The organism is Dyella japonica A8 (assembly GCF_000725385.1).
GTDB classification, from domain to species: domain Bacteria; phylum Pseudomonadota; class Gammaproteobacteria; order Xanthomonadales; family Rhodanobacteraceae; genus Dyella; species Dyella japonica_C.
In genome coordinates, this window is the sequence record NZ_CP008884.1 from 1,043,631 (window position 1) to 1,066,694 (window position 23,064).

At 65.6% G+C, this 23,064-nt stretch carries 14 protein-coding genes and 1 pseudogene; 6 read left to right on the forward strand and 9 right to left on the reverse strand.

What is annotated here, in order from left to right:
• Positions 1 to 37: 37 nt before the first annotated feature.
• A pseudogene (locus HY57_RS22275) lies at positions 38 to 151 on the reverse strand (ESPR domain-containing protein); the annotation flags it as partial.
• 180 nt (positions 152 to 331) lie between these two features.
• Positions 332 to 2,581 carry a protease pro-enzyme activation domain-containing protein gene (locus tag HY57_RS04400; RefSeq protein WP_019463697.1) on the reverse strand — a complete coding sequence of 750 codons (2,250 nt, stop codon included), beginning with the start codon at positions 2,579 to 2,581 and terminating at the stop codon, positions 332 to 334.
• A gap of 375 nt (positions 2,582 to 2,956) precedes the next feature.
• Between HY57_RS04400 and HY57_RS04405 the strand changes: the two genes are divergently transcribed.
• Positions 2,957 to 3,700: a response regulator transcription factor gene (locus HY57_RS04405; protein WP_019463698.1), complete on the forward strand. Its 744-nt coding sequence runs from the start codon at positions 2,957 to 2,959 to the stop codon at positions 3,698 to 3,700.
• Here the strand turns inward: HY57_RS04405 and HY57_RS04410 are convergent.
• Positions 3,697 to 5,124 carry a sensor histidine kinase gene (locus HY57_RS04410; protein ID WP_157786170.1) on the reverse strand — a complete coding sequence of 476 codons (1,428 nt, stop codon included), beginning with the start codon at positions 5,122 to 5,124 and terminating at the stop codon, positions 3,697 to 3,699. The two genes, HY57_RS04405 and HY57_RS04410, sit on opposite strands and share 4 nt — an antisense overlap.
• A 332-nt stretch (positions 5,125 to 5,456) precedes the next feature.
• Between HY57_RS04410 and HY57_RS04415 the strand changes: the two genes are divergently transcribed.
• Both HY57_RS04415 and HY57_RS04420 read left to right on the forward strand, forming a co-directional pair.
• Positions 5,457 to 9,092, forward strand: a complete 3,636-nt coding sequence (locus HY57_RS04415; RefSeq protein ID WP_038579368.1) for a beta strand repeat-containing protein — start codon at positions 5,457 to 5,459, stop codon at positions 9,090 to 9,092.
• A gap of 58 nt (positions 9,093 to 9,150) precedes the next feature.
• Positions 9,151 to 11,082: a S8 family serine peptidase gene (locus HY57_RS04420; protein WP_019463742.1), complete on the forward strand. Its 1,932-nt coding sequence runs from the start codon at positions 9,151 to 9,153 to the stop codon at positions 11,080 to 11,082.
• Between the two features lie 67 nt (positions 11,083 to 11,149).
• Here HY57_RS04420 and HY57_RS04425 read toward each other — a convergent pair whose 3' ends face one another.
• Positions 11,150 to 12,445, reverse strand: coding sequence for an amidohydrolase (locus tag HY57_RS04425; RefSeq protein ID WP_019463741.1), 1,296 nt, complete (start codon positions 12,443 to 12,445; stop codon positions 11,150 to 11,152).
• Positions 12,446 to 12,780: 335 nt separating this feature from the next.
• Here HY57_RS04425 and HY57_RS04430 point away from each other — a divergent pair, with 335 nt between their 5' ends.
• On the forward strand, positions 12,781 to 14,460 hold the full coding sequence (locus HY57_RS04430) for an AMP-binding protein (protein ID WP_019463740.1): 1,680 nt from the start codon (positions 12,781 to 12,783) through the stop codon (positions 14,458 to 14,460).
• Between the two features lie 129 nt (positions 14,461 to 14,589).
• On the opposite strand, the gene HY57_RS04435 is transcribed toward HY57_RS04430, so the two are convergent.
• The 4 genes from HY57_RS04435 to HY57_RS04450 form a co-directional block, all read right to left on the reverse strand.
• Positions 14,590 to 16,431: a putative bifunctional diguanylate cyclase/phosphodiesterase gene (locus HY57_RS04435; RefSeq protein WP_019463739.1), complete on the reverse strand. Its 1,842-nt coding sequence runs from the start codon at positions 16,429 to 16,431 to the stop codon at positions 14,590 to 14,592.
• 136 nt (positions 16,432 to 16,567) lie between these two features.
• A complete protein-coding gene (locus tag HY57_RS04440) occupies positions 16,568 to 16,945 on the reverse strand; it encodes a hypothetical protein (RefSeq protein ID WP_019463738.1) in 378 nt (125 codons plus the stop codon).
• Between the two features lie 180 nt (positions 16,946 to 17,125).
• A complete protein-coding gene (gene zapE / locus HY57_RS04445) occupies positions 17,126 to 18,247 on the reverse strand; it encodes a cell division protein ZapE (RefSeq protein WP_019463737.1) in 1,122 nt (373 codons plus the stop codon).
• Between the two features lie 70 nt (positions 18,248 to 18,317).
• Positions 18,318 to 19,007, reverse strand: coding sequence for an alpha/beta hydrolase (locus HY57_RS04450; RefSeq protein WP_019463736.1), 690 nt, complete (start codon positions 19,005 to 19,007; stop codon positions 18,318 to 18,320).
• Between the two features lie 48 nt (positions 19,008 to 19,055).
• On the opposite strand from HY57_RS04450, the gene HY57_RS04455 reads away from it, so the two are divergent.
• Positions 19,056 to 19,649: an ACP phosphodiesterase gene (locus HY57_RS04455; protein WP_019463735.1), complete on the forward strand. Its 594-nt coding sequence runs from the start codon at positions 19,056 to 19,058 to the stop codon at positions 19,647 to 19,649.
• A 1,250-nt stretch (positions 19,650 to 20,899) separates the two neighbouring features.
• Here HY57_RS04455 and HY57_RS04460 read toward each other — a convergent pair.
• Positions 20,900 to 21,421: a c-type cytochrome gene (locus tag HY57_RS04460; RefSeq protein WP_026033725.1), complete on the reverse strand. Its 522-nt coding sequence runs from the start codon at positions 21,419 to 21,421 to the stop codon at positions 20,900 to 20,902.
• A 367-nt stretch (positions 21,422 to 21,788) separates the two neighbouring features.
• Here HY57_RS04460 and HY57_RS04465 point away from each other — a divergent pair, with 367 nt between their 5' ends.
• Positions 21,789 to 23,051 carry an efflux RND transporter periplasmic adaptor subunit gene (locus tag HY57_RS04465; RefSeq protein WP_019464075.1) on the forward strand — a complete coding sequence of 421 codons (1,263 nt, stop codon included), beginning with the start codon at positions 21,789 to 21,791 and terminating at the stop codon, positions 23,049 to 23,051.
• Positions 23,052 to 23,064 lie beyond the last annotated feature (13 nt).

A 23,064-nucleotide genomic window follows, 5' to 3' on the forward strand; every position in this document is an offset into this window, starting at 1 on the left:
GGCCCCCTTCTGGCAAACCAAGCATCGCGCTGATCAACATGATGCCGAGGACGCACGATCGTGCGCCGCCTTTGCGTGACCGCGCGAGTTCGCTTGCCACGACGAGCCTGCCCAACGTCTTGTTCCAGACCTTGCTGTAAACCTTATTCATGGTGTTCCCCGATAAGCTTCATCCGGACAAAGCGCATCCTTCATTCCACGGAGCCTCCTTCTGGCAGCGCGATGGATGGACGGCGATATCCGATGTGATGGATGACCACGCTGCGCCGCTCCCCAGCGCCGCAGCATGGAAATGACTTGGTCCGCAGGATTGGCGCGGAAGCGTGTGGGTTTACTGGTACGAACCGAGCACGGTTACGCCGGTGAATATGGCCGGGCTGGTTACGGTGATGTAATAGATGCCTGCTGCGGGGGTGCGGACCGCAACGTTCTGGTTGTTACCGCCGGGACGAGCCGACATGTAGTCGTAGGCGGTGGCGCTGGCGGCGCTGCCGCGCTTGACGTACAGCGACACAGCGCCACTGCCACCCGACGTGCGGAACGACAGCAGCGTCACGCCACCCGGTACGACCAGCGTGAACTGCTGGCTGCTGCCTGCGGGCCCCTGCGTGGCGACCGCCACGCCATTGCTCAGCGCGGTCGGCGCCGGCGGGGGCGGGGCGTTCGTCGCCGGTGCCCCGTTGCCCCAGGTATAGGCAAGTGCGTTGAACAGGCTGATGTCCAGCGAGCCGAAGCCCGTGGTGAAATCCCAGCCGGTAGCGGCGTTGTAACCGTAGGTGGTGCCGTTGTAGTTCAAGCCGTTGTTGCCGGACGTCACGTCATGCAGCACCGACGCATTGGTCGGAAAGTCGCGGTACATCATGCTGGCCGGAAAACCGATGCTGTTGTTGGCATAGGTCTGCACGCGGGCGAATACGCCTACGAAGATCGGCGAGGCCAGGCTGGTGCCGCCGACCGAGTAACGTTGGCCACCGATGAAGATCTGCGCACCCGTGTACGAGGACGCATCGAACGCGATATCCGGCACCTGGCGCACCGTGGCGCTCAGCAACGAGGCTTGCCATGCAGGCGCGGTTTCGAACAGGCTCTTGCCACCCGTGCTGGCCCAGATACGCTCATTGCCGTCGCTGGCCTGCGCTACGCCGTCGTTCCAGGCGGTTTCGCCGGCCCACGCGGTGCCATTGGTCATCAGTTGTGTGCCGCCGACAGCAATGACGTTGGGCGACGTGGACGGTTCGCTGACCGAGTACGACGAGAGACTGAATGGCGAGGCCAGCACCGCGCCGGCACTGTTGGCAAATTCGCCATTGGTCGAGACATACACGCCCTGGTCGCCCGAGGCAACGGAGAATGTCTGGCCCTGTGCCACGGCCTGCTTGAAAATGGCGTCGTCGGCCGCTTGCGTGCCCGTCTTGTTGGCGATGGTTTCGTCTTCGCCCAAGGACACGTTGATCACTTTGGCAAGGCCGCTGGCATCGGTCACCGCAGCGTTGTATGCGGCGGTAATGCCGGCGTCGCTCAACTCTTCGTCCGCGGCACCGTTCTGGCCGTTGGCGGCGGTATAGAACACTAGCTGCTTCACGCCGCCGGACGTTCCCACGATGGACTGTGAGTCAAGGTTCCACTCCGTGTCCGAACCCGGGTCGTCGGAGAAGTCCACGGCCGTGCCAAGTGTCACGGGCACCACGCGGACGTTGGTGGCGCTCATCGCCATGGCCGTGGTCATGGTCTTGAGATCCTGCTGCGTCTGCGTGAGATCGCCCCAGGTAATGATGCCTACCGTGGTGTTGAATGCCGTCGGGGTGGTGCCTGCGTCGTAGATGGCCGGGAACTGGACGGGCGAGTGCGTTACCGCCACCGGGGTGCCTTGCGCGGTGACGTTTGCCGTCTCCGTCATCGGCTTGCCGAGGAAGTTCATCGGGTGCTTGTGCTCGATGTTCTGCAGGCCGATCACCGAATCCACGATGCCGCCGAGCGCCTGGGGCACCATGACGTCGCTGTCGTTGCCGAAGCGAAGTTTGCCGTTGTCGCTATACGTCTTCATGCTGGCGTTGAAGGCCGTGGCTACGGCAGCGGCGTTACCATCGGCGTAGACCAGCGTGTTATTGGGCGACACCGTGACATGCGTGAAGCCCGACTGCTGAAGGTGTGCCACAACGCTCTGCACCTGCGCGTCAGTCGGACCGTAGGTGGCCTTGAACTGCGCGGGTGTCAGAAACTTGCCGTACGCCGCCGTACCGCGCGTGTTGACGTCCCTGATGAACGCCTCGAGCTGGTTGGTGTTGCGCAGGGTCAGGCCTACGGCGATGTGCAGGAGCTTGTTGTTGTTGAGCGGCGTCACCAGCGACTGCACCTGCGGCAGTCCAGTGCGGTTGACCACATAGCTGGTATGCGTGACCGGCGCCTGGCCGGTCGTGGCCGGCGAAGTGGTGGCTGTCTTCAGCAGTACGGCGTGGCTGCGGGTTGGCGTCCAGTTGGTGGCATGTGCGGCCACCGGACTGAAGGCAAGTGCAAGGGCCAAGGGCAGGAACGCTTTGCCGACAGGCGCGCCGGCGTGGGTCGTACGGGTGTGGTTGGACATCTTCGATCCCCGGGATGCAAGAGGCCACAAGGCCCCGATTCGATGGAGCGCCCGGCGGGCGCTTTGCCGAGCGCGAACAACTAGCGACGATCCCGTGAACCCCGTGCCCCCAGGTTGCGTGGGCACCCCCTGGTTTGCAGCGGCGATGCGCTAGCCAGACGACGGCTTGGTTTCAGCTTTCACTAGATGTGCGGCACAACACACGCACCTACCCCCACCCTTTCTCACACTTGCTCACGCAGCCCACGAAGCCGCACGCAAGTCCTTGTGCGCAAAGCGGCAAAATGAGAAAAAACGATACGCCGCTGTTGACGAAACAGAGGTCGCGCACGCAGAGTGTCACGACTTTCCACGCCACCCTCGCCAGCGCGCCGCATGAACGACGGAACCTCCAAGACGACCGCCCGAACGCTGGACCGCGCCTGGCATATCGGCGTGCTGGAAGACGATGCACAGCTGCGCGAAGGCATCATCCTTCCCGGCCTGCGCTACTTCGGTTTCCAGGTGACGGGCGCAGGTTCGGCGGCGGAGCTGTACCGCCACATGCTGAGCCGCCGCTTTGACATGGTGGTGCTCGACATCGGCCTGCCCGACGAAAGTGGCCTCAACGTGGTGAAGCACCTGCGCGAGATCTCCACGCTGGGCATCGTCATGCTCACCGGCAACACCGGCATGGACGACCACGTCATGGCGCTGACGCGTGGCGCCGATGCCTTCCTCAACAAGCCGGTCAACATCGAGGTGCTGGCGGCCACCCTGCACAGCGTGGCGCGGCGCCTCGCCGGCGCGCCCGGTGGCGGCGGCCCGGTGGCACCCTCGGCAGGCCTCGGCCGCTGGCGGCTGGATACGGATGACTGGTGCCTGGTCACGCCGGGTGGACAAGCGCTGCCGCTGACGGCGCCCGAGCGTTGCATCCTGCGGGTGCTGATGGCGGTGCGTGGCGAGCCGGTGTCGCGCGAAAAGCTGATCAGCGCGCTGACCTCAGACATCTACGAATTCGATCCGCACCGCCTGGAAATGATGGTGCATCGCCTGCGCCGCAAGGCGCAGGATGCGGCCGGCCAGCCTTTGCCGTTGCTTACGTCGCGCGGCCAGGGCTACCTGTTCACCAGCGACTAGTGATTATTGTTGGACGTCTGGACGTCCACGGTAACGAGCACCTGCGGCGCGGCATGGATCGGCAGTCGGATCACGAAACGGGTTCCCTGCATCGGCGCGCTGGTCACGTCGATGGTGCCGTGCGCAGCATTGACCATGCTTGCCACCACGGATAGCCCCAGACCGGTGCCTCGCCCGAACGGCTTGGTGGTGTAGAACGGCTCGAACACCTTGGCGCGCACCTCGTCGCTCATGCCGACGCCGGAATCCGCCAGCGTGAGCTCCAGCATGGGCGGAGTGCCGCCGGTAGCCAGCCGCAGTGTGAACTGGCCACCTTCCGGCATGGCGTCGCGCGCGTTCGCCGCGATATTGAGGATCATCAGTTCGAACTGGCCGCGGTCGAGTTGCAATGGCAGTTCGGTCGGCGGCAACTGCAGGTCGAGTAGTATGTAGTTGCCCAGCAGCTGGTGCAGCATCGGTTCGAGTTCGGTCAGCGCGGTCGATGCGTCGAACACCTGGCTGACGCCGACTTCCTGTCGGCTGAAGTTGAGTAGCTTGCGGCTGATGGCGAGCGCACGTAGCGCGGCCAATTCGATACCCTGCATGGCGTTCAGCAGGGCTGGCGTGCCAAGGTCAGCCAGTTGTTCGCGTTGTGACGCGTAGCCGAGCACTACGTTGAGCACGTTGTCGAAATCGTGGGCGACGCCGCTGGCGGCGCGCCCGATGGCGTCGAGTTTTTGCGAATGGATCAGCTGGTGCTGCGTGCGTTCGCGCTCCGCCATTTCTATTTTCAGCAGCTCGTTGCTGCGGGCGAGTGCCTCGCCTCGCTGCACCGCGTCGGAAAGCATCTGGCGCAACGCGCGGGTGGTGCAGTCGATGGCGAAAGCCACCATCAAGTACGCGACGACCAGCATCGGTAACGCATGAAACGACCACCAGAAGTCCTGCTTTTGCCCTGGCAGCCACCAGGTGTCACCCAGTTGTCCAAGCGCGAAGCAGGCAATGATGGCGAAGTAAACAGTCCACAGCGTACGGCGCCCAAGGACGACGCCGCCAATGGCGAGCAACAGCGTTGGCGTGGGGTCGGGCGGCGCGTGCCGATAGCCGGTGGTGGCGAAATTCGCCGCAAGCGTCAGCAGGTAAACGCACAGAAAGAATTGAATGCCGCGGTTGAAACGCCCGCGCCGGATCATAAGAACACCGATCCACGCGCCTAGCAAAATGCCGACGTCCGCACCGAGATCGGTGATGTCCGCGACGGACCATACGGCGGGGAGCGCTGCGCCCGGTTCGGCGAGCATGTAGTACACGCGCACCAGTAACGCCTGCAATCCAGTCGCGATCATGAGGATCTGGATAAAGCGAGCGTTGAGACGGTCGACAGGATCCTTTGTTGGTGCCCGGTCCAGCCATTCCCTGACGGCCCGTAGTCCTGGAATGGTCACACTCCCCCCTCCGGAAGCTGTCAACAACCATCGCGTTTCTTCGATCCCCATCGGATCACGCGACCTACTTTCCCATTCTTCCGCGCCTGCGCCACGTGAGCAAGAGGAAATTTTGGTGAGATTGGAGAGCTGCGTGCTGTCCGGTGTGGGAGCGTGCGTGACTTGCCTCTTTCCCTCGCTGAATCTCCGAAACGCATCACACAAACGGGGCGCATACGCCCCTTTCAAAAGGTCGTCGCGGGTCAGCGTCGACGGAGCGGTCTGGGGAGATCGCCCGTCGTCAAGCCAGAGGGAACGGCAACGCTGCCAGCGTCCATTGGGGAGGATTTGCAGTGAACAAGATCTATAGCAAGGTCTGGAGCCCGGCGCGGGGCGCCGTGGTTGCGGTTTCCGAACTCGCACAGATGGCAGGCAAGGGTCGCCAGGGCGCCGCGCGCAAGATCGCCGCGGCCGGCGCACTCGCGCTTGGCATGATCATCACGGATGGCGCATACGCGCAGGTCACGCCTCCCACCGCGACGGCACCCACGCCGACGCCGGCCAGCGGCACCACGACCACCGTAGTTGATTCCTCGGGGACCGTTGCGATGTCCGGTCCCAGCAGCGGCGGCACCACCAACGCGTCGGTGGCTGGCAGCAACGACGTTGCCGCGGGCTCGGGCTCGGTGGCCACGGGCAGCAACGGCACGGCCGTTGGCGCCGGTGCGCAGGAGCACGGCGATAACGGGACAGCGGTCGGCAGTGCGGCCAACGCGGTGGGGAACGCAGCCGTTGCGCTGGGCGCCAACGCCACGGCGACTGGCGCCAACAGCGCCGCCTTGGGCACCGGAGCGCAGGCGCAGGGTGATAACGGTACGGCAGTGGGCGGCGGCGCGAATGCCGTCGGCAATGCCGCGACGGCGGTTGGCAACAACGCGACCGCCACGGGTTTGAACAGCATGGCGATGGGCCAGGGTGCCAATGCCGCCACCGACGCGAGCGTGGCGGTGGGCCAGGGGGCACAGGCAACGGGCGCTGCGTCCATGGCCGTTGGTACCGGTGCGCAAGCCACCGGTACCAACGGCACGGTGATTGGCAACGGCGCGATCGGTACGGACGTGGCCAACGCCGTGGTACTGGGCTCCGGTGCACAGGTGGTCGTGGGTTCGGGCAATTACACGGGCCTCACCAACGATACGGCGGTGGGCACGGGTGCCATCGTGTCCGGCGCCACGCAATCGATGGCCCTCGGTGCAAGTTCAATCGCTGGCGACTTGATCAACAACACCCAGTTGACCCAGGCCACGGCGATTGGCTATGCCGCGACAGCCAGTGCCTCCAACTCGTTGGCCGTCGGTTCTGGTGCAGTGGCCTCCGCGCAGTACGCCGTCGCCGTGGGCACGACTGATGGCGTCACCAGTACGACGGCCTCCGGCCAGTACGCCACGGCGTTGGGCGCCACGGCGGTCGCGTCGGGGCAAATGTCGGTGGCCCTCGGTGCTGGTAGTCAGGCGCTGGCAAGCGGTGCCATCGCGTTGGGTGCCGGTTCATCGACGGATGCCAACTCACCGAACACCATCGCCATCGGTACAGGGGCCACGCTCATGGCCGCCAGCAATGGCACGGTAAGCCAGCTCGTAACAGGCAGCATCGCGATTGGCGCGAATGCTGTTGTTTATGGCGGCATGTATGGTCTCGCCCTTGGCTATGGTTCGGGCGTTGCCCAGGGCAGCGTCGACGCCATTGGCATCGGCAATCATGCCATCGGCTACGGTGAGGGCTCGATCGCCATGGGTGCGGGCGCATACGCCCAGGGTCCAGGCTCCACGGCCGTGGGCGGGTGGCTGGATGTCAACGGTACCGGCTCGGTGGGGTACCGCTCCTCTGCCGTCAGCTCGGGCGCCGGATCAAGCGCCTACGGTGCGGGTGCGCACGCTATAGGGGACTTCAGCGTGGCGATGGGTGCCAACGCCTTGGCCGGTGGCACGCAGACGGTAACGCCCAACAGCAGCGCCACGACGGGTGACAATGCCGGTTACAGCAACGCCGCGACCACCGCCGGTTCCGTGGCCATTGGCTATTCCGCACTCACTAATGGCGATGGCAGCGTGGTGATTGGTAACGGCGCCATTGCCGATGGCTCCGCGAGTGGTAGCCAGATCCACAGCACGGCGATCGGCGCAAAGAGCGTGGCCTGGGCCACGGACTCTGTTGCGCTGGGCTACAACGCTATCGCCAACTGGACCGGTGACGAGGCGATTGGCACCAATGCGTTTGCAGGCGCCGGCGTCGGAACAAGAAATATGGCGATTGGTTACGGTGCCGTGGCCGGTAATCCGACAGCCGCCGATGCCACTCAGAGCGTCAACGACGCGCTCGCCATCGGCGCCTCTTCGCTGGCCAACACCAACCAGGCCATGGCGGTGGGCGTGAACTCGTCGGCCACAGGTTCGGCAGCGCAGGCCATGGGCAACAATGCGATTGCGTTGGGCACGCAAGGTCTGGCTGTTGGTCCTCAGGCCCAAGCCAGCGGCGACTATGGCGTTGCTATGGGTTCGGGTGCCTATGCGTCCGGCGTGGGTGACACGGCGCTGGGCAGTGGCTCCTTCACCACGACCACCAATGGTTATGCCACCGCGGTGGGTTATGGCGCGCTGGTGACGGGTGACAGCAGTGTGGCCCTGGGTGCCAATGCCACGGCGACGGGTGCCAACGCGGTGGCGATTGGTGCGGGCTCCCTGGCCGACCGCGACAACACGGTCTCGGTGGGCGCTGCTGGTGCGGAGCGCCAGATCACCAACGTGGCTGCCGGTACCGCGAGTACCGACGCGGTGAACGTCAGTCAGCTGAACGCGGCTCTCAGTAGCGCGACTGGGCAGGCTACTGCGCTGGCGGTGAACTACGACGACGCGACCAAGGCGGGCATCACGCTGGCGGGCACCAGCGGCACGCAGATCCACAACGTTGCCGCCGGTGTGCAAACGACCGATGCGGTGAACCTGGGTCAGCTGACCAGCGCGACCAGCACCATCAACAGCGAGCTGTCGACGCTCAATACCGAGTACACCTCCCTGAGCAAGCAGGTCGGCGCCGGTGGCGGCGGCATGCCCGGCACCTTCGCGGTGAATGGCCAAGCGGGTAGCACGAGCAATGCCAGTGCCAACGGCAACAACGCCGTGGCGATCGGTAACGGTGCCGCCGTGGGTACGGGTGTCAGCGGTGACAACGGCACGGCGGTGGGTGGCGGCGCGCTGGCGCATGGCCCCAACGACACGGCCTTCGGCGGCAACGCCAAGGTCAATGCCGATGGCAGTACCGCCGTGGGCGCTAACACCACCATCGCCGCGGCGGCGACCAATGCGGTGGCGGTGGGCGAAAGCGCGTCCGTGACGGCGGCATCGGGCACGGCCGTGGGCCAGGGCGCATCGGCGACGGCGGCCAACGCCGTGGCGCTGGGCCAGGGCTCGGTGGCCAACGCCGCCAACACGGTGTCGGTGGGTACGGCCACCAACCAGCGTCAGATCGTCAACGTCGCGGCCGGCGTGAACGTCACCGATGCGGCGAACGTCGGGCAGGTCAGCAGCCAGGTGCAGGCGGCCATCGCCACCGCCAAGACCTATACCGACGCCTCTGCGCAGCAGACGCTGAACTCGGCCAACGCGTACACCAACCAGGCCATTGCCAACTACGACGCCAACGCCGGCATCGGCGCGCTGCGCACGCAGATGAATGACCAGTTCAACAACGTCAACCAGCGTCTCGACCGTGTCGGCGCGATGGGTTCCGCGATGGCACAGATGACAGCGAACACGTCGAACCTCGCGGGCGATAACCGAGTGGGCTTTGGCGCCGGCAACTACAACGGCCAGGGCGCGTTCGCCGTTGGCTACCAGCGTGCGTTCGCCAACAACCACGCAAGCGTGTCGGTGGGTGGATCGGTGTCGGGTTCGGAAACGTCCGTCGGCGTTGGCGGCGGCTTCAGCTGGTAAGGGGCGGGCGCCGGTCCGGCGCCCTTGCCTTTTCACTCATCATGTCGGGGAGTCATGCATGAAATACGGTACGTTTTTCCGCCTGGCCGCGCTGGCTTCGGCGCTGGGCTTTTCAGCGGCGCACGCCGCATCTGTGGTCACCAATACCGGTGCCACCATCAATGTGTCCACCATGGGCGTCAATGACACCGTCGATGGTTTCATCGTCACCTATCGTGCTGGCGCCTCCGAGCGAAGCAATGCCTCGGCCGTGACGCAGAGCGTCGCGGCGGCGGTTTCGCGCGCCAAGCTCGATGCGGCCTCGCAGAAGGCCACGCCCACGCATGCCGTGAGCATGCAGTGGAAGCGCAAGCTCGGCATCGGCGCCGACGTGGTACATGCCAGCCGCCAACTCAGTCGCGCGGAGGCGTTGACCCTGATGCAGCAGATCGCGGCCGATCCTGCCGTTGCCCATGTCGAGCCTGACGTGCGTATGCAGATCGTCCAGGACATCGCACCCAGCTCGCTGAAGACCGCTGCCGTGGGCACCAGCACGCCGAACGACCCGTACTTCTCCTATCAGTGGCATATGCATCCGGGCACGGGTACGGTGGAAACCATTGGCACCGACACGACCGGTTACGCCAATTACGGTGGCAGCAATGCATCCACGGTATGGCCGAGCTACGACGGCACGGGCGTGGTGGTGGCCGAGATCGATACAGGTGTAACACAGCACCCGGACCTGAATCTCGCACTTGCCAACGCGGGCTATGACTTCATTACCACGGCGGAGACTTCGGGACGTGCCGCGGATGGTCGCGTGGCCGGCGGCTGGGACACGGGCGACTGGACGAGGGTGACAATGTCCTGTCACACGCGGACCAACAGCAGCTGGCACGGCACGCACGTCGCCGGCACCATCGGTGCGATCACCAATAATGGCGTGGGTGTGACGGGCGTGGCGCCAGGTGCACAGGTGTTGCCGCTGCGTGCACTGGGGCATTGCGGTGGTGCAACCTCCGATATCGCCGATGCGATTACCTGGGCCTCGGGTGGTTCGGTGCCGAACATGCCGGCCAACCCCAATCCCGCGCAGGTGATTAGCATGAGTTTGGGTGGCCCAGGCATGTGCGAAGCGACGGACGCCTTCGGCACCGCCATCGCAGGCGCCATTTCACGTGGTGTCACCGTGGTGGTTGCCGCCGGCAATAACGGCGTGGACATGGCCAATTTCTCGCCGGCGAGTTGCCCGGGTGTTGTCGCCGTCTCTTCCGTGGGTATCACAGGCAAGCGTGCGTTCTACTCCAATACGGGCAAGTTGGTGTCGATCGCGGCTCCCGGTGGTGGCATCTACCAGAACGACGATGTGTCGACCGGCGTGCAAATGCAGGCTGGGTTTGTCTGGTCGACGCTCAACAGTGGCTTGACGGCACCGGCTAATCCGACCTACGGCACCATGGCCGGTACCTCGCAGGCCACGCCGCATGTGTCGGGCGTGGTTGCCCTGATGATCGAGGCGGTGAAGCAGGCAGGCCAGCCGGCGCTTACGCCGTTCCAGATCCAGGAGGCACTGGTGGCGTCCGCGCGTGCGTTCCCGGTGAATGAGGGCTATCCGTTCGGCGCCGGCATCGTGGACGCCAACGCCGCCGTGAAGGCAGCGCTGAGTCCGGCGAGCACCCAGTTGCCGATTACACTCAAGGCCGGCACGCCGGTGGTGGAAGCCGGCAACGCAGGCGATTCGACGCTCTACACTTTCACGCTGCCAGCGAATGCCACCAACCTCACCATCCGCACATTGGGGGGAACGGGCGACGTATCTTTGTACGCCAAGGTGGGTGTACCCGTGGCCGCGAATGGCTCCAATGCCGACTTCTCATCGGTCAAGCCCAACACCAATAACGAATCCATCGTTGCCACCGCGCCACCGCCGGGTACGTGGTACGTGCGCGTTACCGGTGTGAAGACCTTTGCCAACGTGCAGTTGATAGCCAACTACGTAGCGAACTGAGTGGGGCATGTCGCCCGGTTTCCCGGCAGGTCCAGAACCGTCGGGGCCGGGCACATGTTTTTCCTGCTCAAGACGCCGGCGCGTTGAGATAATCCAGCGTCGCCTGCAGCATCGACTCCATGCCGATCTTCAGCGCGCCTTCGTCCATGAAGAATTTCGGCGAATGGTTGGCGGGGGCCGCCAGCGCATCCTGCCCCGTGGGCGTGGAGCCGACGAAGAAATACACGCTGGGTACTTCCTTCGCGAAGTAGGCGAAATCTTCCGAGGCCATCCACGGTTTGGCCTCGATCACATGGTCGCCGCCGATGGCCTTGCCGATGCTGGCGCGCACGCGTGCCGCCAGTGCGGGATCGTTCACCAGCACGGGGTTGCTGTCGCCCACCGGGATCTGCGTTTCCACGGTGGCGCCGTTCGCTTCAGCGACGTGTTCGGCGATGCTCTTGAGGTTGTCCATCGCCTGCTGGCGCATGCCGGCGTCGAAGGTGCGCAGCGTGCCCTGCAGTTCCACCTTGTCGGGCACGATGTTGTAGCGCGCCCCGCCTTCGACGATGCCGAAGCTGAGCACGGCGGGCAGGTCGCTGATGTTGAGCCTGCGGCTGACGATGGTCTGCGCGGCGCTGATGATTTCCGCCGACGTCACGATCGGGTCGATGCCGCCCCACGGCATCGCGCCGTGCGTCTGCTTGCCGTGCACCACCATCTTGAACCAGTCCGAACCCGCCATGGTCGGGCCGGGGCGCACCGATACCATGCCGACGTTGAGCGAACTGACCACGTGCATGCCGAACATCGCGTCAGGCTTGAAATCACGGAACACGCCATCCTTCAGCATCAGCGACGCACCGCCTTGCTCGCCGGCGGGGGCGCCTTCCTCGGCAGGCTGGAACACGAACATCACCTCGCCCGGCAGGTCTTTCTTCATGCCGGCAAGTACGGTGGCGAGGCCAAGCAACATGGCGGTGTGCGCATCGTGGCCGCAGGCGTGCATCACGCCGACCTGTTTGCCACGGTATTCGCCCTTGGCCTTGGAGGCGAACGGCAGATCCACTTCTTCAGTGACGGGTAGCGCATCCATGTCGGCGCGGATGGCGAGCTTCGGTCCCGGCTTGCCGCCCTTGAGGATGCCCACCACGCCGGTATGCGCGATACCGGTGTGCACCTCCAGCCCCAGTTTCTTCAGCTGCGCAGCGACCAGGGCCGAGGTACGCGTTTCCCGGTTGCTGAGTTCGGGATGCTGGTGGATATCGCGTCGCCAGGCGGTGACCTGCGGCAGTTCACCCTGCACGAGTTGCGTGGTGTCCGCGGCATGGGCGGTGCCGGCGATGACAGTGGCGACGGCCAGGGCGAGCGAGGTCAGGCGCATGGTGAGTGTCTCCGCGTAAGGTGCTACCGATCCTAGCAAGCCCGCACCCCCTGTAGGAGCGCACTTGTGCGCGACCACAGCATCTCGTCGTTGCTGCTCCGTTGGCTGTCGCCCCCAGGGTGGGCTCCCACACAAACCGCGACCCCGCCTACCCTGTGGGAGCGCACCCTGTGCGCGAGGGCCGCGCTACATCGTCACCGCGTCGTCGGCTTGTCGCCCACGCGATAGGCGCTTGAAGACATCCCATCGCACCGTTCATCGACCAAGGTCGATAACCCCGCCGACCCCGATAAACCCGGTGCTATGCTCGGTTCCCGTACCCAGAGAATCCCGCCATGCCTGCCGCGAGCTACGTCCAGGGAGCCAGTTCGCAGCCGCTGCTTGGGGACACCGTGGGTGGCCTGCTGGACCGTATCGCGGCCGCTTATCCGGAGCGGCCGGCGCTGGTGGTGCGCTCGCAGGGCATTCGCCTCGATTACCGGCAATTCCACGCCGACGTGGAGCGCGTCGCCGCCGGCCTGTTGTCGCTGGGCCTGCAGCGGGGCGATCGCATCGGCATCTGGGCGCCCAACCGTGCGGAATGGGTGGTGCTGCAGTTCGCCGCGCCCAAGGCAGGGCTGATCCTGGTCAACATCAACCCCGCTTATCGCCTGCATGAGCTGGAGTACGCGCTCAACAAGGTGCGCTGCCGCGCGCTGGTATTGCCGCGGCGCTTCAAGTCCTCGCACTACCTCGACATGCTGATGGAACTGGCGCCTGAACTCGCCGATAGCGCGGCCGGCGCGCTGCAATCGGAGCGGTTGCCGTCCCTGCGTGAGGTGATCCTGCTCGATGACGACGCGGCGCCGGGCACGCGTCGCTGGACCGAACTGGCCGCGCGCGCCGATGCGCAGGCGATCGCGCACCTGCACGCGGTGGAGAAGGAGCTTGGTTTCGACGATGCGGTGAACATCCAGTTCACCTCCGGCACCACCGGCGCGCCCAAGGGCGCGACGCTCACGCACCACAACATCGTCAACAACGGCTTTTTCATCGGCGAGGCGATGCGCCTTACCGAGCAGGACAGGCTGTGCATCCCCGTGCCGTTCTACCACTGCTTCGGCATGGTGCTGGGCAACCTGGCCTGCGTGACGCACGGTGCCTGCATGGTGATCCCCGGCGAAGGCTTCGACGTGCTCGCCACGCTGGAGGCCGTGCAGGAAGAACGCTGCACCGGCCTGCACGGCGTGCCGACCATGTTCATCGCGGAACTGGAGCACCCTCAGTTTCGCCACTTCGACCTGAGCTCGTTGCGCACCGGCATCATGGCGGGCTCGCCGTGTCCCATCGAGGTGATGCGCCGCGTGGTGGAGGACATGCACATGAGCGAGGTCACCATCGCCTATGGCATGACGGAAACCAGTCCGGTGAGTTTCCAGTCGACCACCAGCGATCCGCTGGAGCGGCGCGTCGGCAGCGTCGGGCGCATCCACCCGCACGTGGAAGTGAAGCTGGTGGATGAACACGGCCGTGTGGTGCCGCGCGGCACCACGGGCGAACTGTGCACGCGGGGCTACTCGGTGATGCTCGGCTACTGGGAAGACGAGGCGCGCACGCGCGAAGCCATCGACGAGGCACGCTGGATGCATACCGGCGACCTCGCCGTGATCGACGAGGCGGGCTACTGCACCATTGTGGGGCGTCTCAAGGACATGATCATCCGCGGTGGCGAGAACATCTATCCACGCGAGATCGAGGAATTCCTCTACACCCATCCCAAGGTACAGGACGTGCAGGTGTTCGGCGTGCCGGACGAGAAGTTCGGCGAGCAGGTGTGCGCGTGGATATGCCTGCGCCAAGGCTGCGAATCCAGCGAGGCGGAAATCCAGAGCTACTGCCGCCACCATCTTGCGTACTTCAAGGTGCCGCACTACGTGCGCTTCGTTGACGCCTTCCCCATGACGGTGACCGGCAAGGTGCAGAAGTACCTGATGCGCGAGGCGATGGCGGAGGAGTTGAAGCTGCCCGTCGTGTGACGAAGCGCGCCCTTGGTGGGAGCGCACCCTGTGCGCGACCGCGGCGCCGCATGGTCACCGCTCCGTTGGTTTGTCGCCCACAGGGTGGGCTCCCACAGAAGGCGGTGCGCGGCCGCCTGGAAGAAAACCTCACCCGCCCCAGCGCACCGCACGTCGCGAGGGCAAGGCCTCGTGCGCGGCGAGCCAGGCCGGCACATCGCATGAAGGCATCGGATAGGCGATGTGGAAGCCCTGCGCTTCATCGCAGGCCATGCCCAGCACGCTTTCGTAGATGGTCGCTGTTTCCACGCCTTCCACCACCACGCGGAAGCCCATGTTGCGCGCCAGGTTTGCCACGGAGCGCACGATGGCCTCGTCGTGCGGGCTGGTACCCATGCCGCGCACGAAGGACTGGTCGATCTTCAGGGTGGTGGCCGGCATCTGGCGCAGCGCGGCCAGGTTGCTGTAACCGGTACCGAAATCGTCGATGGCGATGCCCGCGCCCAGTTGGCGGATCGCGGTGAGATGACGACGCGTGAGCGCGCTGTGCTCCATCAGCGTGCTCTCGGTGAACTCCAGTTCCAGCGAGTCCAGCCCGATCTTGTGGCGCTCGGCCACCGCTTGCAGGCGGGTGACCAGGTCGGCATCGAGATCGGTGCTGGAGACATTGAGCGACAGCTTGATGTCGTGGCCGTCGCGCCGCCACGCGGCGAGTTGGGCGACGCTGCGTTCCATCACCCATTGCGTCAGCGAATGCATCAGGCCGGCGCGTTCGGCCAGCGCCACGAAGTGCGCGGGCGGCACGGCGCCCAGCGTGGGATGGTGCCAGCGCGCCAGTGCTTCCACCGCCACGCAGCGGCCGGTGTCCAGGTCGATGCGCGGCTGGTAATGCAGGTCAAGTTCGGCGCCCTCGTTGAGCGCCGCGGCCAGTTCGGTGACCAGCAGGAATTCCTGCCGTTGCTGTTCGTCCTGCAGGCGGTTGTAGACCGCCCAGCCGCGCGGGCTCTGCTGGGCCGCATACGAGGCGTTCATCACCAGCCGCAGCGGATCGCCGCCGCGCAGTTCGTTCGCGTTGATCTTCAGCAACCCCACGCCCGGCTGGATGGTGATGGGAATGCCGAGGCAATCGAACGGCTGCCGCAGTCGGGCGACCAGATCGTCCAGCCGCGCGGTGTCATCAAGCAGGTGGTGATCCGGGAGCACGGCGGCGAAACGCGTCGGGCCCACGTGATACAGGCGCGTGTCCGGCGGAATCCAGGCCAGGGTACGCGCAGCGACGGCGCGCATCAGCTCGTCCGAATAGGCGTGGCCCATGGCGCGGATGAAAGCGTTGAAGCGCTGCACCGGCGCCACGTCGACGGCGATGACCCATGCGTGGTGCGCGTCTTCCTGCAGGTGCTTGCGCAGGTCGTCGAAGAACGCATAGCGGTGCGGCAGCTGCGTGATGGGATCGGTGCGCCCGAGGTAACTGCGCAACACCACGCCCGCGCCGATCAGCGAGGCGGCGTCGCGCAAGGCGGTCTGCTCGCTTTCGCTGAGCTGCGCGCGCGGTTGCGAATCCATCACGCACAAGGCGCCGATGTGCAGCCCGGTGAGCGTGCCGACCGGCTCGCTGGCGAAGAACCGGACGGGCCCGGGCCCGGCCGTCAGTGGCGGGGAAGCATCACGCAGCCGCTCGTCGTCCAATGCATCGAGCACCACATGCGGGGCGAGGCTTCGAGCCGCCTGCAGAAACAAGGGGTGCAGCGTGCGCGGGCCGCTGGCCGGCACTTCGTTGCCATCGGCGAACCAGTAGGCGGCGCCGCTGTTGAGCACCAGCGCCACCAGCGGCACGCCAAGCGAACGGGTGACCAGTCGCACCACGGCATCGAAGCCCGGCACGGCGAAACTGTCTGCCGAGGCGGCCTGCTCCACGGGCAGGTCGGCGGCGGGCGATGTTGCCTGATGCCCAGCCGCATGCTGCCCCGGACCCCAACCCGTGGTCGTGCGCATCGCGTCTTGCCCCCTGCAGGACCAGTGTCCTGCTACGCAGCGCAGGCTACTCCAGCCCCTTCGCGGACCGCAATGAGGCCATTGTGTCTATGACGCGGGTCGACGTTTCAAACGCCACGGTGGTGTCACGTGACCTTCATGATTTGACGCTGAAGTCGATTTCGATGGGGTAGGGCACGGGTTTGGCCGGCGGTGCCGGCAAGGTGAGGCCCGTGAAATGACTGGCCATGCACTTGGCCACGGCGATCTCGGGCTGGACGGCGATGCCTGTCAGCCGGCCATCCGCCGTCACGTCGGCAACCAGGGTGAAGGGCGTCTTGTCCGCCGGCTGGCTGCCGGCCAGGCAGGTCTTGTAGGCATCGGTGGTGAGATTGCCGATGCGTTCCCACATCTGCTTCTGGTAGCCCGGCCCGGTCGCGGCGCCTTCGGCGAGCTTGGCCTGGGTGACGCGCGTATGGAAATCCGCACCGGCGGCAGGGCTCAGCTGCAGGGCGAGGGCGAGCAGGATCGACATGGCGGCTCCGGCCAATGAGATGGGGTCACGTTAGCAGCAGCACGGTGAGGTTTCACCGTGGCACGGATGGCGTCCTGTGGGAGCGCACCCTGTGCGCGACGGGCATGTCATCCGTGCGAAAGCCGGCCACTGTGGCAGTCGCGCACAGGGTGCGCTCCCACCAGAGCGGCGCGATGTCGGTTACGGCAAATGCTCGCTCGCGAGGTATTCCTCGCTCTGCATCTCGATCAGGCGCGACTCGGTACGGCCGAACTCCGCGCGCAGACGCTCGCCGTCGTACAGCTCGGTGATCGGTGCGGCGGCGGAAAGGATCAGCTTCACGTGGCGGTCGTAGAACTCGTCCACCAGCAGCACGAAGCGCCGTGCGGCGTCATCGGTGTAGACGGTGAACTGCGGCACGTTGGAGATGATCACGGCGGGGCCGGTCTTGGCCAGCTCGATGTAGTCGGACACGGCACGCGGCCCTTCGCACAGCGCCTCGAAATCGAACCACAGGATGTTGCGCGCACGCTTGCGCACCGGAATCGGGCGGTCGTTGACGGTAATCTCGCCGCCATCCTGCACCGGGCCATCTGCCTGCGTGGTGAAGATGCGCGACAGCGCGCGCTCGGCCTCCGGACCCGGTGGCGTCTGGTACACCGCCGCCTGGGTGAGCGCACGCAGGCGCCAGTCGTGCGAGGAGATCATCTGCACCACGCGGCAATGCTTTTCGATCAGCGCGATGGCGGGCAGGAAGCGCGCGCGCTGCAGGCCGTCCTTGTACAGATTCCCCGGCGCCGTGTTGGAGGTGGTCACCAGCGTCACCCCGCGCTCGAACAGCGCCTGCAGCAACGTAGCGAGGATCATGGCGTCGCCGATGTCGTTCACCAGGAACTCGTCCAGGCACACCACGCGACAGCGCGAGGCGATGTGGGCGGCGACGTCGATCAGTGGATCCTGCCGCTCGCCCAGTTCGCGCAACTGCTCGTGCACCTCGCCCATGAAGCGGTGGTAATGCCGGCGCAGCGCCATGCCCTGCGGCAGGCTCGCCACGAACATGTCCATCAGGAAGGTCTTCCCGCGGCCGACGCTGCCCCACAGGTACAGGCCCTGCACGCCTTCGCGCGTGTCGTTGCCCAGCAGCGATTTCAGACGCCCGAACAGGCCGCCGCCATTGCCGTTGCCGATTGCCGCGATGAGCTCGGCATGCATGCGGTCGAACTCCGGCAGCAAGGCTTGCTGTGCCGGATCGGCTTCCCAGCGGTGTGCGCTGACGCCTTCGTGGTAACGCGCGCTGGGCGCGAGCAGGGGGGTGTTGCTCATGGGTACGGCGGACTCTACGGGCGCCCCGCGGGGAGACGGGGCATCGACACAGGGGGAGAAGCGTGCGGCATCAATCCTGACGCAGCGGCGGCAGCCACGGCTGCACGGCGTGCTTGATGGCGCCGCGCAGATCCATCAGGCGGCGATGGAAGAAGTGGCTGGTTTCCGGCATGCGCACCAGCTCGGGCTTTTTCCGCATGCCGTCGATCCAGTCGAACACGGCCTGCGGGTCGACGATTTCGTCTTCCTCACCCTGCACGACCAGCCACGGGCAGGTCGGCAGCTGGATGTCCTCGAACGGCCAGCGGCCGGCCGGCGGGGCGATGCTGATCAGCGCGTCGGCGTGCAGGCGCACCGCGTTGCGGATGGAGACATAGCTGCCGAAGGAGAAGCCCGCCAGCCACAGCGCATCGTCCGGGCGCAGGCTGCGCACCCAGGCGGCCACGGCGGCCAGGTCGTCGCCTTCGCCGTTGCCGTGGTCATACGTGCCTTCGGACTCGCCGGTGCCGCGGAAATTGAAGCGCACCGTATCCAGCCCCGACTCGCGCAGGGAGCGCTCCACCATCGTCACCACCTTGTTGTGCATGGTGCCGCCCTGCAGCGGGTGCGGATGGCAGATGATGGCGGTGCCGCGGCGTGCCTCTTCGGGCACAGCCACGTCGCTGACGGCTTCGAGCTTGCCGGCCGGGCCGTCCAGCGCGAAGCTGGCAGCCTGTTCCGGAAAATCGTCGGGCTGGGTGGGGATGATCACGGGGTTCATGGACAAGATGATAACCGCCGCGTGCCCCGGGCGTTCGGGAGGGCACCCATGAATCATCTGGCGCACGCGTTGCTGGCCGGGGACGACGAGCTGCTGCGGCTCGGCGGCCTGATGGGGGATTTCGTCCACGGGCAGCCTGATCCGGCCTTGCCCGAAGGCGTGATTACCGGCATCCGCCTGCATCGCGCGATCGATGTCTATACCGACAGCCATCCTGAGGTGCTGGAGGCGCGGTCGCTGTTGCCGGTGCCGTTCCGGCGCTACGGGGGCATCCTGCTGGACATGTGGTTCGATCACCTGCTCGCCCGCGATTTCCCGCGCTGGAGCGAGCATCCGCTGGAGGCTTATTCGGCCAGCGTGCGGGCCTTGCTCTATCGCTATGAACCATTATTGCCCCCGGGGCTGTTGCGCTTCCGGCACTACATGGATGCCCATGCGTTGCCGGGCGGTTATGCGCGAACGGAGGAGCTTGGCGCGGCACTCGATGGCATTTCCCATCGCCTGAGCCGGGCCAACCCCGTGGGCGAGGCGATGCCGGTGCTGGTGGGGCTGGAGCGGCCGCTGCAAGCGAGGTTTGAGGTGTTTTTTCCGCAGCTGCAGGGGTTTGCGAAGGGGTGGGTGGAGGCGAATGGGGGTGGGTAGGGGTGAGGGGGAAGTTAGTCTCACCCTGATCTGGCCTCATCGCTTCGCTCTTTAACCGTCATCCCGGCGTAGGCCGGGATCCAGTAGCGTCGGTGGTCGGTTTTATCTCAGGCCTTCCGGCGATCTGGCCGCCTGCGCGGCGGGCGTTCCGCCCTCCTGCCGGAGGCCGGGTCACTTTCTCTTGCTTGCCCAAGAGAAAGTAACCAAAGAGAAGGGCCCCCCGGATGACGCGCCTTCCGGGCCTACGGCCCGGAAGGTTCGCGGGCGGGTTCCGGGCTTTTCGACGGGGCATCCTGCCCCGACGAAAAGTGCCAGGGATCCCTCCCTGGCACCCCTGCGGGGCCTGATCTCCACCCGCCCGCCGCGTCATACGGGGACCCGGGAGATCAAAAGCCAAAGCCAAAGCCAAAGCCAAAGCCAAAGCGGACGGCACGTGCCGCTTCGCTGCACATCGCGTCGAATGTCGCGATGGAACTCAGTCGTGCCGGTTTGTCTGTGGGAGCGCACCCTGTGCGCGACAACCTGACAGAGCGGGAATCGTGATGTGCCGCAGTCGCGCACAGGGTGCGCTCCCACAGAAAAGCGGGCGGGCGTGCGGGTCCCGACCACGTCAAAGCGAAGCGAGGGGCTGCTTTAAGTCCTCATCGCTCCGGCGCGTTGCGAAGCGCTTGGAAGTACCCGCTGTGTAGAGGCGAAGGTTGCCGTGTAGCAACTTTCCTCAAGCGCCCTGGCTTATCCCTTCGGAATGCTGCCAGCTCTGGCTCTCAAGGCCATTTTCTTTGGGTTACTTTTCTTTTGGGCCAGCAAAAGAAAAGTGACTCGGCCTTCGGCAGAAGGTCGAAACGCCCGCTGCGTAAGCGGCCCGATCGCGGGAAGGTCCGAGGCGAAGACCGACCACTACCGCTACTGGATCCCGGCCTGCGCCGGGATGACGGTGTTTGTGACGCGGTGGGGCTAGGTTGGCAAAGCTCCCCGCGTACGTTTTGCGATGCAAAGCCTGTTCCGGAGCGAAGCGTTCCGCGCTTGTCCTGCCCAAGCCCATTCGCGATTCGCAGGGATAACCGCACTTGTGAAGCGGTACGGCCACGCTGACCCCACCCCTTTCCTGGCTTCTCAAAGCCCCAGCCAACCAAGGCCGCTCCCTACGCCCCCGGAACGGGAGACGACCACCAGCGCACCAGTCCTCCCAAGCCCCAAAAGAAAACGCCGCCCAAAAGGCGGCGTTGTCGGAAATTCCCGAAAGCGAAGACTTACTTCGCCTGATCCACGATCCAGTGCACGGCAGCCTTCACCTGATCATCCGTCAGCGCCGGATTGCCACCCTTCGCCGGCATCATGTTGCCGTCCGGGCCCTTGTAGCCGTCGGTGGCATGCTTGACCAGCGTGTCGATGCCCTGGGCGATGCGCGGACCCCAGCTGCCCTTGTCGCCCAGCTTCGGCGCGCCGGCGACGCCAGCCGTGTGGCAGCTGTGGCAGAGGTTGTCGTAGATGGTCTTGCCGTCGGTGCTGCCACCGTAGGCGACCTGCGAGGCGGCAGCCTTGGCGGCGGCTTCCTGCGCGGCCTGCATGGCGGCGCGGCCAGTGTCGCCGGCATAGACGGCGCCGGCCGGCGCGATGCGTGCCTGGGTTTGCGCAGCGGTCTGCGGGTTCACTTCCTTCGGCTCATGGTCGTAGATCAACCAGGCGCCGCCGATCAGCACCAAGGTCAGCACACCCAGGCCCGCGATCAGCAGCGAGAAGCTGCGCATGAAGCTCTGGTCGGATTTCGTCAGGGAACCGCTCACGCAATGACTCCAAATCAATGGACAGATCAAAGGACAGCCAACAGGCTGGGTTGGGCAATGGTTCAGACAGCAATTGACCGAGTATAGACGAAGGCCGGGGCAAGTTTCAGTCGGCCGGGAGCGGCGCCATGTCGCGGCTTGGGCCGGGTCCCGAATGGTCTGATTTCATGCAAGTTTCGTCATTTTGATGCGATACGCTGGCAAAACCCTGCCATCGGTCATAGGGCACCCATGTCAACTGGCATTGTCTATTCCCGTTGAACTGACCCTATCCTTTCGTACGACGCATTAGGTCAGGCGCGCGGAGCGCACCGATCGGGGTCGGGTGGCCTGTCTTTCTTTCTGGGAGTTTTTCATGTCGCGTTTTTGGAAGATCGCGCTGATCGCTGTGGTCGTGATCGTGGTGGGAGCCGTGGGCTTCCGTCTGCTGCACAAGCCTGCTGCCGAGGACGGCGCACAGGGTCAGCAGCGCGGCCAGCACAAGGGTCCCGGCGGTGCCGACGGCCAGGACAAGGACGCCGCGCCGGTCCCGGTGACCGTCGAGCCGGTGGTCAAGCAGGACGTGCCGGTCTACCTCACCGCGCTGGGCACCGTGCAGGCGCTCAATACGGTCACCATCAACCCGCAGATCAGCGGGCAGATGCTGAGCATCAATTTCAAGGAAGGCCAGGAAGTGAAGAAGGGCGACCTGCTGGCGCAGATCGACCCGCGCCCGTTCCAGGCCGCCTATGACCAGGCCGCCGCCAAGCAGCAGATGGACGAGGCCCAGCTCGCCACCGCGCAGAGCACGCTCAAGCGCAATGACGCGCTGGTGGTCAAGGGCTACGTGGCCCAGCTGGACATGGACACCTTCCGCAACAACGTGGCCAACCTCACCGCCAGCGTGGCCGCCGACAAGGCGGCGGTGCGCTCGGCCAAGGTCAACCTGGACTACACCCGCATTATCTCGCCGATCGATGGCGTGGCCGGCATCCGCAACGTCGACCCGGGCAACGTGGTCACCACCACCACCGCCGTGGTCACGCTGACCCAGGTCCATCCGATCTATGTGATGTTCAACCTGCCCGAGCAGAACCTGGAGGCGGTCCGCTCCGCCTCGGGCGGCGACGATCCGCTGGAAGTGCTGGCGCTGGACCGTGCCGACGCGCACACCCTCGCCGACGACGGCCGTCTCAACGTGGTGGACAACCAGATCGACACCACCACCGGCACGTTCAAGTTGCGCTCGGTGTTCCAGAACGCCAAGGGCGACCTGTGGCCGGGCCAGTTCGTCAACGTGCGCCTGAAGGTGCGCACCGTGGCCGGTGGCCTGGTGATCCCGGCGCAGGCGGTGCAGCGCGGCCCGGATGGCGATTACGTGTACCTGCTGCAGCAGGACCAGACGGTCAAGATGCAGCCGGTCAAGGTGGCCAATGAAGTGGGCGACAGCCACGTGATGATCGGTTCGGGCCTGGCGCTGAACGACCAGGTGGTGACGGAAGGCCAGTTCCGCCTCAAGCCGGGCAGCAAGGTCAAGGCGCTCAAGCCGGGTGAAGTGCCGGCAGCGCCGACTCAGGCGGAGTTGGACAAGGCCAAGAAGAACGGCAAGCAGCAGGGCGGCGGTCGCCGCGGCGGCTGACGGTAGAGAGCCG

Coding starts and splice junctions, on each gene's coding strand:
- HY57_RS04450 (WP_019463736.1), bottom strand. CDS start 19,007: ATGAACCCCGTGATCATCCCCACCCAGCCCGACGATTTTCCGGAACAG.
- HY57_RS04455 (WP_019463735.1), top strand. CDS start 19,056: ATGAATCATCTGGCGCACGCGTTGCTGGCCGGGGACGACGAGCTGCTG.
- HY57_RS04425 (WP_019463741.1), bottom strand. CDS start 12,445: ATGCGCCTGACCTCGCTCGCCCTGGCCGTCGCCACTGTCATCGCCGGC.
- HY57_RS04435 (WP_019463739.1), bottom strand. CDS start 16,431: ATGCGCACGACCACGGGTTGGGGTCCGGGGCAGCATGCGGCTGGGCAT.
- HY57_RS04465 (WP_019464075.1), top strand. CDS start 21,789: ATGTCGCGTTTTTGGAAGATCGCGCTGATCGCTGTGGTCGTGATCGTG.
- HY57_RS04400 (WP_019463697.1), bottom strand. CDS start 2,581: ATGTCCAACCACACCCGTACGACCCACGCCGGCGCGCCTGTCGGCAAA.
- HY57_RS04420 (WP_019463742.1), top strand. CDS start 9,151: ATGAAATACGGTACGTTTTTCCGCCTGGCCGCGCTGGCTTCGGCGCTG.
- HY57_RS04430 (WP_019463740.1), top strand. CDS start 12,781: ATGCCTGCCGCGAGCTACGTCCAGGGAGCCAGTTCGCAGCCGCTGCTT.
- HY57_RS04440 (WP_019463738.1), bottom strand. CDS start 16,945: ATGTCGATCCTGCTCGCCCTCGCCCTGCAGCTGAGCCCTGCCGCCGGT.
- HY57_RS04405 (WP_019463698.1), top strand. CDS start 2,957: ATGAACGACGGAACCTCCAAGACGACCGCCCGAACGCTGGACCGCGCC.
- zapE (WP_019463737.1), bottom strand. CDS start 18,247: ATGAGCAACACCCCCCTGCTCGCGCCCAGCGCGCGTTACCACGAAGGC.